Annotated in this window: 9 protein-coding genes; 2 read left to right on the top strand and 7 right to left on the bottom strand. The window is 41.8% G+C overall.

Translation table 11 applies throughout. The features are described from left to right. Positions 1-99: 99 nt before the first annotated feature. From MWU84_RS16035 to MWU84_RS16015, 5 genes are all read right to left on the bottom strand, one after another. Positions 100-768, bottom strand: a complete 669-nt coding sequence (locus MWU84_RS16035; protein WP_246903428.1) for an FAD-binding oxidoreductase — start codon at positions 766-768, stop codon at positions 100-102. Between the two features lie 103 nt (positions 769-871). Continuing rightward, positions 872-1888, bottom strand: a complete 1017-nt coding sequence (mgrA, locus tag MWU84_RS16030) for an L-glyceraldehyde 3-phosphate reductase (protein WP_246903425.1) — start codon at positions 1886-1888, stop codon at positions 872-874. Between the two features lie 249 nt (positions 1889-2137). Further along, positions 2138-3151, bottom strand: a complete 1014-nt coding sequence (fbp, locus tag MWU84_RS16025; protein WP_246903422.1) for a class 1 fructose-bisphosphatase — start codon at positions 3149-3151, stop codon at positions 2138-2140. 224 nt (positions 3152-3375) lie between these two features. Beyond that, positions 3376-3690, bottom strand: a complete 315-nt coding sequence (rhaM, locus tag MWU84_RS16020) for an L-rhamnose mutarotase (protein ID WP_246903419.1) — start codon at positions 3688-3690, stop codon at positions 3376-3378. A 3-nt stretch (positions 3691-3693) separates the two neighbouring features. Beyond that, a complete protein-coding gene (locus MWU84_RS16015; protein ID WP_246903416.1) occupies positions 3694-5448 on the bottom strand; it encodes an alpha-L-rhamnosidase C-terminal domain-containing protein in 1755 nt (584 codons plus the stop codon). A gap of 230 nt (positions 5449-5678) precedes the next feature. On the opposite strand from MWU84_RS16015, the gene MWU84_RS16010 reads away from it, so the two are divergent. Both MWU84_RS16010 and MWU84_RS16005 read left to right on the top strand, forming a co-directional pair. Beyond that, the gene (locus MWU84_RS16010) at positions 5679-8447 is read left to right on the top strand and encodes an alpha-L-rhamnosidase (protein WP_246903414.1); all 2769 of its coding nucleotides are present in this window, start codon (positions 5679-5681) and stop codon (positions 8445-8447) included. 181 nt (positions 8448-8628) lie between these two features. Further along, complete coding sequence (locus tag MWU84_RS16005; protein WP_246903411.1) at positions 8629-10083, top strand: sulfatase; 1455 nt, start codon at positions 8629-8631, stop codon at positions 10081-10083. Between the two features lie 155 nt (positions 10084-10238). On the opposite strand, the gene MWU84_RS16000 is transcribed toward MWU84_RS16005, so the two are convergent. After that, positions 10239-11939, bottom strand: a complete 1701-nt coding sequence (locus tag MWU84_RS16000) for a GMC family oxidoreductase (RefSeq protein WP_246903408.1) — start codon at positions 11937-11939, stop codon at positions 10239-10241. 224 nt (positions 11940-12163) lie between these two features. Continuing rightward, entirely contained in the window at positions 12164-13921 is a 1758-nt protein-coding gene (locus MWU84_RS15995; RefSeq protein WP_246903405.1) for a sulfatase-like hydrolase/transferase, read from the bottom strand. Between the last annotated feature and the right edge of the window lie 1197 nt (positions 13922-15118).

Raw genomic sequence — 15118 nt, 5'->3', positions numbered from 1 at the left:
CTATGGGCTCAAAACTTATAACCAAAAAAGGTGGTCTGTACAGACCACCTTTTTTAATACCGCTTTTAATTACTTTAGATCAATTAAGATTGACGACCTTTACTTTTCAATAATGACCGTCTCAGCTGAGGCGCCAAGATCCAAGAGCAGTTCTGTAATATTTTGTACAAACTTTTTGGGTCCGCACAAATAGAAGTTCTGCCCAAAGTCGGAAATATTGTCGATAAGAAATTTGCGATCTATTCTATTTCCCCTAAAGCCCACCACATTCTCACGGGTAAATATTTTTATAAAATTACCACCGAGCATCTGTTGCAATTCTTCTTCCATGATAACGTCTTCGGACGTTTTGTTGGAATAAATCAATTTATTGCCATGTAGGTTCTTATGGGTATATAGATGCCTAAAAATAGATATGAAAGGTGTAATACCAGCTCCACCGGCAATAAAAACACCAGGCCCCTTATACTGAATGGCCCCAAAAACCTCATGAAGAATAAGTTCTGCCCCGGCATGGGTTTTACCCAATTTATGGGTAACCCCTTCATGATCATTATAGATCTTGATCATCAATTCCAAAAAGCCGTGCTCCATTATAGAGGTAAAGGTAAAGGGCCGCAATTGGTCCTTCCATTTGGGCAAGTTAATGGAGACCTCGGTCGCCTGTCCAGGAATAAAATCATAGCCTGCAGGCCGTTCCACCACAAAGCGTTTTACGTCATGGGTAATATAATGGGTCTCCAAAATCTTTACAATATGTTGTTTCATTGTTTTTAAATAATACTACTTTAATTACACATTTCAAGGCAATGGATTATTTGTCATTCAATGCAAATTACCTTAACTGTGCCTTATAAACAAGACTTCCCTACTACCCCAGAATTCTTTCTATCTCCTTTAGTTCTGCGCCACTAAATTTTATATTCTTGAGCGCCTCCAAATTATCCAGCAATTGCTCTGTACGACTAACACCTACCAGCACGGTAGTAATACGTTCGTCCTTCAGCAACCAGGCAATGGCCATTTGGGCAAGACTTTGACCACGTTGCTCGGCCAGCTTATTAAGGCGACCTACCTTATCCAAAATTTCAGGCGTTATTTGGTCCTCCTTCAAATAGCGACCATCTTTACTCGCCCTACTATCTTCTGGAATACCTTTTAAATATTTCTTGGTAAGAACCCCTTGTGCCAAGGGCGAGAAAGCAATAGAGCCAATCCCCTTTTCTTCCAAAACGTTCAGCAAGCCATCCTCTACCCAACGGTCGAACATATTATAACGGGGTTGATGTATCAATAAGGGTGTACCTAATTTCTTCATTATTCTTGCGGCGCTGGCCGTAAGCTCGGCCGGGTACTGGGAAATACCTGCGTATAGTGCCTTACCACTTTGAACTAGATGATGCAAAGCTCCCATGGTTTCTTCCAACGGGGTATCGGGATCTGGTCTATGATGGTAAAAAATGTCTACATAATCCAGCCCCATGCGTTTAAGGCTTTGATTTGCAGAGGCTATCAAATATTTGCGGGATCCAAAATTCCCATAGGGTCCAGGCCACATATCCCAACCAGCTTTACTTGATATAATAAGCTCATCGCGATAGGGCTGAAAATCCTTTTTAAAAATGCGTCCAAAATTCTCTTCGGCAGCGCCATAAGGAGGACCATAATTATTCGCCAAATCAAAATGGGTAATCCCATTATCAAAGGCACAGCGCAATAGGTCTCGGCCCAGCTCCAAGTTATCGGTATGACCAAAATTATGCCAAAGCCCCAATGAAATTAAGGGTAAAAGAATTCCACTGTTGCCACAGCGCCGATATTGCATGGTATCATAACGTTTATCGTTGGCCTGATATAGCCCAGAATCAAAAGAGTCGTTTATTTTCATAGTGTATTTATTCTTTAATTAATTTGAAAAAGCGGATATAGGAAGCAACCTAAAATCCTAAATCCCTAAGATAACAAATCTTTTAAGTTCAGGAAGGATTTGAAGTCCAATTGGGCATATTGGCGCTATTTTTCAAATGCCTCTTGGCATGACCGAAAAGTAGTCTAAATGAAGTCGCGGATATAGGTAGAAGTATGGTTATCAAATAATTGATCTAGAATATTATGGATTTCTATATTATATTATTTGCTATTCTTCGTTCCGGATATATTCCTCTAATTTCTCCACCATTTTCCGGCTACCGCAAAAAATGGCCTCCCTTTGATGCAGTTCGGTAGGTTCGATATCCATAATCCTTATAGTCCCCGTAGTAGCCTTACCGTTGGCCTGTTCTGTTAAAAAAGCTATGGGATTACACTCGTATGTCAATCGCAATTTGCCATTTTGTAAAGGTCCGATCCTAGGATACATATAGATCCCTCCCTTTATTAAATTTCTATGGAAATCGGCCACCATGGAACCTATGTACCTTGAAGTATAAGGCCTATCTTCCTCTTCCCTTTGGCAATATTTTATATAGGCCTTTACTCCCTTGGAAAAATGGACGTAGTTGCCTTCGTTAACAGAATATATTTTACCGGTTTCAGGGAATTGCATATTTGGATGTGAATGATAGAATGTACCAAGAGCCGGATTTAAGGTAAACCCGTTTACCCCATTACCTGTTGTAAAGACCAACATGGTAGAAGTTCCGTACATGACATAACCTGCGGCCACCTGGTTCTTGCCCGGCTGTAAAAAATCCTTCAATTCCACCGGGCTCCCCAATGGGGTTACTCTTCTGTAGATAGAGAATATGGTACCGACGGAGGCATTTACATCAATATTGGAAGAGCCATCCAAGGGGTCTATCAAAACAACGTACTTGTTGCTGTTATTGCCGTCTATGCTGTTTACCGCAATAAAATCGTCCTCTTCCTCCGAGGCGATGCCACAGACAATTCCACGTTGTATAAGGGTCTGTATAAATTTGTCATTGGCGTAGACATCCAATTTCTGCTGATTCTCTCCTTGAACATTGGTGTTACCGGCATCGCCCAAAATATCTACCAAGCCCGCTTTGTTTACTTCATGGTTAGTAATTTTGGCGGCAAGCCTTATGGCATTTATAAGTTTGGACAATTCCCCGGTGGAATATGGAAATGCGGCTTGGTTGTCAAAAATGTACTCCCCAAGTGTCTTTTTTTGATTTGTATTGGTCATAGGATAAAATTAAGCGTTCTAAAATTAGTGCTCACAAATTGGCTACTTAGGCAACACTCCTGTATCGTCTACATTGGAAGTCTCCATTTATATCACAGCCTGACAGAGGAAAAAAACAACCCTCCTTTCCATCAATTGCCTTGTTGATCCGTGTTTAATATTAAGGTAGTGACTTTTTCAACACCATCAAAGTATTCCTTGCTAGATTGATGTTGTTATAAAGTTTAGGGCAGGTAAAAAACCTCCTTCAAGTCTATAGAAACAGGACTGTTATCCGAATTGGTCTCCATAAGGTCTGCCATATGTGCCCACCAATCCTTACAAATTTGAGTATTGGCTATAGCATTCCATTTTTCTTCCGATTCCAATTCTGCATAACCAAAAAGCGAGTGACTTTCACTATCAAAAAAAATACTGTAATTGTGCACACCGTGCTTTTTTAGGACCTCTTCAAGATCCTTCCAAATTGGATTGTGTCTTTTGGCATATTCCTCTATCCTATCCGGATAGACCATCATTTTAAATGCTTTTCTAATCATAGTCTATTCAATTATACTTAAGCCTTCAGGGACTTCGACTTCTGTTTTCAAGGTGCCATCCGAGTTTTTCTTATGGCTTACCTTTAGTACTCCGTATTTTGTGGGGAAACTTCCTTTTACCCATTCAAGGTCTCCCAGATGAGGTTTAATTTTAACCTTTTCGCCCCCCTCCAAAAGATTAATACCTAAAACATGTTGGCTAAGCCAGGAAGTAGGTCCGCTAGCCCAGCCATGACACAGACTATGTCTGTAGCCGACATAACAGTATTCACCAAAGTCGCCATGAATGTCAGAATTGGTTGTAGGGATCAACTCATCGATCCTACCACTATTGGCAACATCGAGTATATCAAAATCTTCCCAAAAGGTAGTTGCTCCCAAATCCAGCATTCCTCCCCAATAATCACGTATTACCTTAAGTCCGCCATTAAAATCGTTTGCCTTGGCCATGGCTTCCAAAATATAATACCCATAAAATGTGGACATGCGCTGTACACCATCTTTTGTCAGTATTTCCTTATTGATTTTATCGGCATCCTGTAGATTGGCGATAGCCATCAATGCAGCGGCTTGTTTGGTCGTGTTATCCTTTGGCCTATGCTTTTTAAGCTGTTTGGCCACCCTTTCATATTTTAATTTAAGGTCGTTCCTTCCTATAATTGCCATCATTTCGGAACCAGCCTCAAAGGTCATGACCATCATGGCCTGAAGTCCGGCATGTATAGCTTCGGGTTTTTCGCTGGTAGGCCAGTCCAAGAATCGATGCCCATCCAATATCTCCTTATTGTCCTTATCAATGAAGGTGCCCAGTTGGTCCAACAAAGCTATCATATAGGTTTCCTGTTCTTTTAAATAGGAAAGGTCCCCATGATAATCATAGATGTTTTTATGGATGAGCAACCACCACATGGAATACGAACTAATTCCGTTCATCCATTGGGGAAGAGGATGCTGGTCACGGGCCAGGTCCAAACTCTTATTGACCATTTCATGATTTCCAAATACGGTATTTATGGTCATTACTTCAGGATGCATGTCCCCCACCCAGACCAAACGGTCGCGCTTGATGCCGTCCCAAAGGAAATTCTGCATATTTAGCTGTACGGTATAAGCCCCTGTAAGCCAGATTTCATTTAAGCGCTCATCATTACTTTTAAAACTGCCCAAATAAGGGATATCCCTATAAACAAAGGCCGCATCGATAGACTTTATAGGAAGGTCTATCCCGGCGTCCACAACATCGACACGTAAAAACCGAAACCCTGTTTCACCAACTTCTACACTTCCCAACCAAGGGACTTCAATAATAAAATCGCGAAGGGAATGCTCATTGGTGGCATTTTGTTTTCCACCAATATCGGACATGGCCTCCCCTACCGATTCCCCAAATCGCAAACGTAACTTTACAGGTGTTTTGTCTTTACGGATTCCCGCTGAAATTTTTATCCCTCCATGGATCTCTTTGCCATAATCAAGCAGGATTCCAGGTTTTTTATCCGCTGTACTTGTAAATCTAAACAGCTTATCCTCATTCACGGCCACCTGCCCGTTTCCCTTTTTCAAGAGGGTTTTTGCATTTTTGATGGATTCCCCTGAATCGTCGGACTGCCAAACAATCCTTTGGGGCGTTAAATAGGTCTTGACCATTTCCGAATGTTGGGCCTTGTCATCATATTCCTTTCCAAATACAGGAGGTAATTGGCCAAAACCAAATTGTAAATATAGCAATGCAATCAATAATGGTAGTATGTTATTCATTTCTTTAATTGGGTTAACACAAAGTCGATAAATCCTATTATTTGTAAAAATAGAATTTGATAATAGTCTATCTATCCTGTACCGTGCTGTAAATAGCCATAATTTAACCCCGCCTGGTTACTGGAGTAGGCTAAAACAGCACAGTACAGGATGCGTATATTTGGAATGGGTGGTAATATTGTGGTATAGGACCACATTTCCATTTTTTTAATTTTTAAGGCTGAATATCCATGAAGACCAGACTTACGTTCCTTTTTATTATCCTCTTTACAGTGGGCAATTCCTATTCCCAAAACGGGGATGCAAAAGCCCTTTCCATACATCAGCCTAGGGTGGAATATCACGAAAATCCTGAGGGTCTGGATGTTGCCCAACCCAGATTTAGTTGGGTTTTAAAAGGAGAAGGTCGAAATAGGACACAATCGGCCTATCAAATTACTGTGGCTTCCTCCTTGGAAAAACTTTCACAGGACCAGGCGGATATCTGGGATAGCGGGAAGGAGATTTCCAACCATACCAATCAAATCGCATATGAAGGAATTCCGTTGGTGTCCGCCACCAAATATTATTGGAAGGTACGGGTTTGGGACGAATCGGATAGGGTATCCACATGGAGCACTCCTGCCTACTGGTCAATGGGACTTTTAAAATTTTTAAATTGGAAGGGCCTTTTCATAGGCCATGATGTAGGCTATAACAAAGCTGATAAATACGATAGTCTCTACCTGCCACCTGCGCGCTACCTGCGAAAATCCTTTAGCCTTAACAAAAAAATAAAAAAGGCAACCGCCTATACTACGGCCCTAGGACTCTATGAACTACATCTAAACGGCAACAAAGTGGGGGATGCCGATTTTTTACCGGGATGGACGGACTACAACAAACGATTATACTACCAAACTTTCGATATTACGGACAGTTTAAACCAAGGTGAGAACGTGATAGGGGCAGTTATTGCCGATGGTTGGTATGCAGGCTATATTGGTTACGCTCTTCTGGTAAGGTTGGATAAAGTACGGGAGTTCTATGGGGTAAATCCATCCTTTATGGGGCAAATTCACATTGAATATGAAGACGGCAGCACGGAGACCATTGCTTCGGACCAAACATGGAAAACAAACGAAGGAGCCATCCGGGAGGCGGATATCATTATGGGGGAGACCTATGACGCCCGCTTGGAAAATACGGGTTGGGATACACCCAACTATGATGATAGTCAATGGAAAAAGCCTAAAGTCTACACCTATCCCAATGGAAAACTGGAAGCCTATCCGGGAACACAGGTCAAGAATACGGAGATATTGAAACCCATAGCCATGACGGAGCCAAGTCCGGGAACCTATGTCTTTGATCTCGGAAAGAACATTGCCGGTATTGCAGAACTCAAAGTGCAGGGTCCCAAGGGCACAAAAGTCCAACTCCGATTTGGGGAAATCTTAAAAAGCGATGGTCAAATACAGACCGAAAACCTACGAAAGGCAAGGGCCACCGATACCTATATATTAAAAGGGGATGGCTTTGAAGTATGGAAGCCAAAATTCACCTATCACGGCTTTCAATATGTTGAAGTCACCGGATTCCCGGGCAAGCCAACTCTGGAGACCATTACGGGCCACGTTTTGAGTTCTATAGAGACCAATGCCAGTACTTTTGGTTCTTCCAATGCCATGAACAATACGCTTTTCAAAAATATCAAAACCACCCAAAGTGCCAATTTCTTTGAAATACCTACAGATTGTCCGCAAAGGGATGAACGTTTGGGATGGACGGGAGATGCCGAGATCTACATGCGTTCTGCTACCTATAATGCCGATGTAGCAGCCTTTATGACCAAGTTTTTGATCGATTTGGATGATGCCCAACGCTGGTATGGGGCCTATCCCAACTTCGCGCCTTTTCCGTACTCAAGACCAAATCAATATGCTCCTGCCTGGATGGATGCAGGCGTTATTATTCCTTACAATATGTACAAGGTGTATAACGATACCCGCATTGTGGAATATATGTACAAGGGGATGGAAAAATTCATGGAGTTTCAGGAAGATGCCAGCACCGATTATTTAAGGCCTGGCGGAGGAAATAATTGGGGGGATTGGCTTGCCGTCAACGAAGAGACCAGTCACGATTTTATTGGCGCTTCCTTTTACGGATATGATGCAAAACTGATGGCCGAAATGGCAGAAGCATTGGGGAAAACCGAAGATGCCGCAAAGTACAGCAAGCTCTTTGAAAATATTAAAAAGGCCTTTACACAGAAATATATTTTAGATAACGGTTACACTTCCGAAGATACCCAGACCAGCTATGCGCTGGCACTATATTTTGATTTGTACCCCAAGGATCTGGCACAAAAAGGAGCTGCTAGGTTGGCGGAAAAAATAGAGAAAAACGGATTTAAATTCTCAACGGGATTCTTGGGGACAAAACATGTTATGTTGGCCCTGTCCAAATATGGATTTGACGATATCTCCTATAAAATTTTCCAGCAGACAGAATATCCTAGTTGGGGATATTCCGTAGAAAATGGAAGCACCTCCATATGGGAGCGATGGAACAGTTATACCAAAGACGATGCGGAGAACTCCGACCTCAATGCCAATATGAATTCCTTTAGTCACTATGCTTTTGGCTCCGTGGCAGAATGGATGTTTCAACATGCCGTAGGTATAGATACCGAGGATGCAGGCTACCGCAACATTATCATAAAACCTTCCATTAGTAAGGAGATGGTTTATATGAATGGGAGTTATAAAAGTATCAATGGCACCATATCATCTGCTTGGAATTGGAAGGGGAAGGAAGTGCTCATGAAGATCGAAATTCCTGTAAACACCACAGCCAAAGTTCATATTCCCACTGCGGAGATATCCAACATTAAGGAAGGAAATAAAACATTGTCAAAGGTGGCATCCGTTACTATTTTGGAATCCAACGACCAGGAAACCATTCTTGAAATTGGTTCGGGAACATATTCCTTTAGGGTGAAGGGGGTAAGGTAAGTTTTTGGTGGAATCCCTTTATGAACGATATATTATGGCCCTGTTAATTTTTTAGAATCCATTAGAAAGCAGTACGGTCAGTCGGAAGCGTCGTTAAATATGTTCAGGCCTTCTATGTGTGCTCATTATCCATAACAACATCTTTTTTTATACATTCGAATATTTTAAAAATAGAATATCCATGAAATACAAAGTTCAAATAACCTTTCGTCAATTGCTGATCTTGGTATGCACCCTTGTTACAGTTGTAGCCTGTAACGAAAAGAAAACTGTAGAAGCTCAAAATACCTCCCAGCCTAACGTACTGGTACTATTAACCGATCAATGGCGGGCCCAGGCCACTGGATATGCGGGTGATCCCAATGTAGACACCCCACATCTGGATAGTCTGGCGGCCATAAGTGTTAATTTTAAGAATGCGGTTTCCGGCATGCCCGTATGTTCCCCATTCAGGGCATCGCTCTTGACGGGGCAACGTCCATTGACACATGGGGTCTTTATGAACGACGTGCAGCTGGACACCAATGCGGTAACCATTGCAAAAGTGTTCAACAAGGAAGGGTACGATACCGGCTATATCGGAAAATGGCATTTGGACGGACATGGAAGGTTACAGAATGTAGCCCCTGGCCAAAGAAGGCAAGGATTTCAATTCTGGAAAGGAAACGAATGTACCCATAATTACAACGAATCCGTTTACTATGACAACGATGACCCCACCAGAAAAATTTGGGACGGCTATGATACCTTTGAACAGACCGATGCTGCTATAGATTATATTGTGGAACGCAAGTCGTCCAAGAATCCGTTTATGATGATCCTTTCCTACGGTACACCACATGCGCCATACCATACGGCCCCACTGGAATACAGGAACCGATTTGATCCGGAAAAGATCCAACTCCGCAAAAATGTACCGGATAGTCTTCAGGAAAGGGCAAAAAAAGATCTGGCAGGTTATTACGCACATATAGCGGCACTGGATGATATGATCGGCAAGGTCATCAAAAATCTAAAGGAATCCGGGCAATTTGAAAATACTATCATTGTATTTACGGCAGATCACGGGGATCTCTTGGGCTCCCACGGTGCCTATAAAAAGCAGCAACCCTACGAAGAATCGTCCAGGGTGCCCATGCTTTACTATATTCCTGAAAAATTAAAGATCGCTGCTGGAGAACGGGACGCTTTAATGAATTCGGAAGATATTATGCCCACCCTCTTAAGCCTATGTAATATTCCCATCCCCGATACGGTGGAAGGATTGGATTATAGGCCTTATATGGAAGGGAAGGAGAGTATAGGACATGCCACCCTGCTCGCCTGTGTACAACCCTTTGGACAATGGAACAAAGTGCAACATGGAGGCCGCGAGTATAGGGCCATAAAGACCCTACAATATACTTATGCACGGGATTTGAACGGGCCATGGCTGCTTTTCGACAATATCAATGACCCGTACCAACTCTTCAACCTTGTTGGCAATGAGGGCTATACCACACTGCAGGACGAATTGGAAAAACAGCTATCCCATCGATTGAAGGAAACCGGGGACGAATTTCTCCCAGGAATGGAATACATTAAAAAGTGGGGATACCCGGTAGATGAGACCGGCACAGTGCCCTACACCAACTAAAATATATAAACACGGTTATGTGAAAAATGCGGGCCAAGGTCCCGCATTTTTTGTTTAACTCAAAAAGAAAGGTTTTTTCTATTTACAGTATCGAAATCTTTTAATTGAAGTAAGATATTATAACCGGAACGGACTCCGGTATCACTTTCACGGGATCATAAATTCATTTTCTTCAATTCTGCAACCGCATGATTCGCCGCTCTTGCCGTTAAGGCCATATAGGTCAAGGAAGGGTTTTGGCAGCCCGCAGAGGTCATACAGGCACCGTCCGTAACATATACATTGGGTACCTCATGGATTTGGTTATATTTATTTAAGACCGAGGTCTTTGGGTCCCTGCCCATTCTGGCGGTTCCCATCTCATGTATTCCTCCGCCCATATACGATTCTCTGTTATTGGGCCTTACCTCCTTAAATCCGGCATTTTCCAACATTTCCTGAGCTTGTTCTATCCAATCTTTTTTCATGCGCTTTTCGTTTTCCTTAAACTCGGCATCAAAAACAATAGTGGGCAGGCCATATTTGTCCAATTTATCATAATTGAGGTACATTTGGTTCTCATGATACGGCAATACTTCTCCGAAGCCGCCGAGGTTAATTCGCCATTCTCCCGGTTTAAACATGACCTCTTTAAGTTCTTTTCCATAGGCATATTCAGGGATGAGCGTACTAAAATCATTGCGGCCGGCACCACCCTGATACCCATATCCCCTAATGAAATCCAAATTTTTGGAATTGCCGTTTATATTTCTAAACCTGGGGATATAGAATCCGTTGGGTCTTCTTCCTTTGTAATACTTATCGTCATATCCGTCTATGCTTCCACTGGCACCTCCACCCAGTTGATGGTCCATAATGTTGTGGCCCAATTCCCCACTTGCATTGCCCATGCCGTTGGGAAAAACCTCAGATTTGGATTGCATTAAAATGGCTGTGGAAGCCATGGATGAGGCACAGAGAAAGACAATTTTCGACCTAAACTCCATCACTTCCTTAGTGTTGGCATCAATAACTTTTACACCGGTAGCTCTCTTTTTATCCTTGTCGTATAGGACCTCACACACTATAGAATCGGGCCGTATGGTCATATTCCCTGTAGCTTCCGCTATTGGCAATGTAGACGAATTTGAACTGAAATAGGCACCATAAGGGCAGCCTCGCTTGCATCGGTTTCTATACTGACAGCTAATCCTTCCAGCCCCGGGTTTGGTGCCTTCGGTAATATGTGCCACCCTCCCAATGGTCAATACCCGATCTTCGTAATTTTCTGAAATACCCTTTTTAAAATGTTCCTCCACACAGTTCAACTCCATCGGCTTCAAAAACACGCTATCGGGCAATTGGGGGAGGTTTAGCGCCTCGCCACTAACCCCTATATGTTTTTCAACATGGGCATACCAGGGCTCAATATCTTTGTAACGTATGGGCCAATCCACCCCAATACCGTCTTTAGAATTCGCTTCAAAATCCATATCTGACCAACGATAGGTTTGTTTTCCCCAAATCAAGGAACGGCCACCTACCTGTGTACCCCTTATCCAATCGAAACGTTTGGCTTCGTCATAATCATATTCCGAATCGTCATTAAAGAAATGCCTTGTTGTTTCGTCGAAACCCCAACGTGATTGCTTGGGGTACTCAGCCTTTATTTTAGCAGGAGTCTCCCCGGCATTGGGCAGATCCCAAGGATCAAGATTCATGGTTGGATAATCTTGGACGTGTTTTACCATTCTTCCACGTTCCAAAACCAGTGTTTTGAGACCATTCTCGCAAAGCTCTTTTACTGCCCAGCCACCGCTTATTCCTGTTCCCACCACAATGGCGTCAAAAGTATTTGTGTTCAATTTTACTGACATTGTCTTTAATTAAGTATTATAAGTAAACCCCTCATAGGCCAAAAGGCAGTATGAATGGGCAATCCGATCATTGTTTCAATCGTTTTTTCATACTAGTATAGATACCAGATATGAAAAAGACATTTAAAAATAGTATTTAGAATAAAAGAACGTATCCTGCACTGTGCTGCAATTTCGTGTTGAACTTAATACAGAATTATGTCGACCCTATTTAAGCTAATAATTTATTCCGTGCTTGATTCTACTGTTTCACTGGGCACATATCCAATCCTATAAGCTTGGGCGATTACCTTACTTCCCTCTGGAATTTCAAAAGGTTTTTGATAAGCGGTCCATACTTCAGTAGCAGCATTATTCTTACCTTGTATTTTATACCCTATTGAAGCCCCTTGGGTAGCACAGTCAATCGTAATTTTATTGTTGGCGGAGGTTATTACGGGTTCTGCTGTTATTGGTTGGGTTTCGGCCCCCTTCCAAAGCTGGGATATCAATTCCTTCTCCGGAAGGTTGGGCACATCCCCAATTTCCTTTAGCCATCTATCCATTTCGGTCCGTAATTCTTCCATTTTTCCACTGTAATCAGGGTTTTGGGCCAAATTATGCAATTCATACGGATCGGTAGTACAATCATACAATTCCTCCGGGTCTTTGTGGTCCCTAAACCAGAGTGCCTGTACGCTGTCCAATGTGCCTTCATCTCGCATACGCAATAATTCCTGCATGGTTGGTATACCTTCCCTATATTCTACAGGCAAATAATACCCTTGTTCCGGCCTGTAATTTCTAATATACTTAAATCGGTCATCGCGCACGGCACGGATTGCATCTGTAAATCCATCAAAACGATCTGCTGCAGCATGAATGTACTCGCGCTCTTTTTCGGCCTTATATGGCCCTAAAAAAGCCTGTCCTTGCATATAGGGGGAAGGCTCTGTTCCGATTAGGGATAGCAGTGTAGGCGCAAAATCAACGAAACTGAGAAGTTGGGTATCTTTTGTTCCGGCAAGTTGTTTATTGGGGAAACGTATAATCAAAGGGGTGTTTAGACCGGAATCGTAGATCAACCGCTTTTCCCTAGGCAAGGGTCCACCATGGTCTCCGTAGAAAAAGATGATGGTATTATCCAATAAGCCATCGTCCTCCAATTGCTTTAATACGGCCCCGACCTGCTTGTCCATCTCGGCTATATTGTTATACAATTTCCACATGTCCCTGCGTACTTTCGGAGTATCCGGAAGGTATGGGGGAATATCAAAATTGGTATCTTTTGACAAGTGCACCGGGGTTTCTTCTTCTGTCAAACGACCGGAACCCCATTTGTACGTTCTGTCCCCTTCATGATAATGCCTTGTTTCCGCCTTTCTAAGACCGTAAGGCTCAAACAGTCCCGACTCGTGGGTATCCGTAAAATTGAATACAGAAAAGAAGGGTTGGTTTTCATTACGATTGCGCCAATGGGCATAGGCACTACTTTCGTCCCAGCCCGTTTTTGGGGCTTCAAATTGATAATCTTCCTTATTATTGTTGGAGCAATAATACCCGTTCATCCGCAGCAGTTCACTGACCATCCGTGCTTGCGGTGGGGGTACTGCGCCGTAGGAGGGCAAGCCGGTAACCTCGGTATACGAGGTAGTACGCATATGGTTGGCCCCAATACTGGAAGGGTACATTCCCATAATTAGGGCAGCCCTACTCGGAGCACACACTCCCGAAGTTGAATACAAGTTTGGATATACTACACCTTCTGCGGCCAAGCGACTTAAATTAGGTGTTACAATAGTGGAATCACCAAAAGAGGGAATATAGGACCCCATATCCTCCGTAACCAACCACAAAATATTCGGTCGATCTGGTAATTGGATTTCCGTTGATATGGCAATTTCTTTTTCACTGTTCTTGGGCCCAGTTTGGCAACCGACCAGCAGTATTCCTAGTAAGTAAATAAGTACCAAAGGCCTGGTATTTGTGTTAAATAAATTCATTTTATCTGGCTATTTAGTTTTTGGTAAATTGATGTTTTGACTACAATTTAAACCTTTCTTCATATTAAATCCAATCCGAATTCCTGAAATAGGCTAAATATTAATATCCCTTATAAGACATTGCACAAATTGCGATGGAAGTTGTATCTGAACGGCATTCAATTTATTTCGGTTTTAGTTTTAGTCTTGGTGATGGCTATAAATACTTCGCCATTGGTGGTATGAATAATATTTTCTACGCTAAAAATTAGGGTCTTATCATTTGCTCCTGTTGCAACCCTGACAACTTATTATTAATAACCAAATTAACACATTGTCATGTAGTATGGTTCCCACCGGCTACCTAAAATGGACATATATTCTACTAACCTTCAAAGGTTGGAAACTAGTTTACCTTGATCATAGCTCAAACCTGATCCGTCAAAATTATCAAAAACGATATCAGGCCTTTCCAGAGATGAACAGGAAACGATTATAAATATTAAGAGGAAAATTAGGCGAAATAACATTAACCAGGCGAATGTTAATTGAATATAAATTTTAATTATACTTAGGTATTTGGCAACTTCAAAATATATGAGTCAACATAATTTACAAGGATAAAGGGATAACTACGCAGCGGATAATGCAAATACTAATAGCCGTTGAGAAATATGGTCATGCAAACGATAGAGCAATTATCCTGAAAACTTAAAGAGAATTAATTGTTGAATAAAAAAGTAGGCTTACCTATCTCGAAATAATAGTTTTAAATTCATAATTGCTTTTGTAGTTATTCTACTAATTTTATTCTCTGTATCCTTTAAATAAAGTTGCTAAGCTTAATGTAACCTTGTATTATTTTCTAATATCTTAAAATATGGTTTAGGGTGTCGCTTAAGAATGTTACTTATAGACGTTAGTAACTAGTACCTAAAAGCATATTCCATTTCCTTAACCTTTGTTCAATATATTCAGAAGTGAATTGAGTTACCATTAATAGATTTTCTATGTTTCGCTGGGAACGATATTTAATTTCAATGAAATTATTAATGCGTTCCAACATGGTAATGGTCTTATTACAAATAGTTCTTGGTCATCCTGTTAAGGCCTTGGCAGGTAATGTCCAATAATTCCGAATACTCGCTACAAAATATTTGGACTTGAATTTGCTATCTGTCCTTTTCTGCAATTTTTAAAATATTGAAGTTTCTTACT

The organism is Arenibacter sp. F20364, assembly GCF_023015905.1.
In the GTDB taxonomy this organism is placed as follows: Bacteria; Bacteroidota; Bacteroidia; order Flavobacteriales; family Flavobacteriaceae; genus Arenibacter.
Note: the sequence above shows the minus strand (reverse complement) of the source record. Positions and strands in the feature narration are given on the sequence as shown.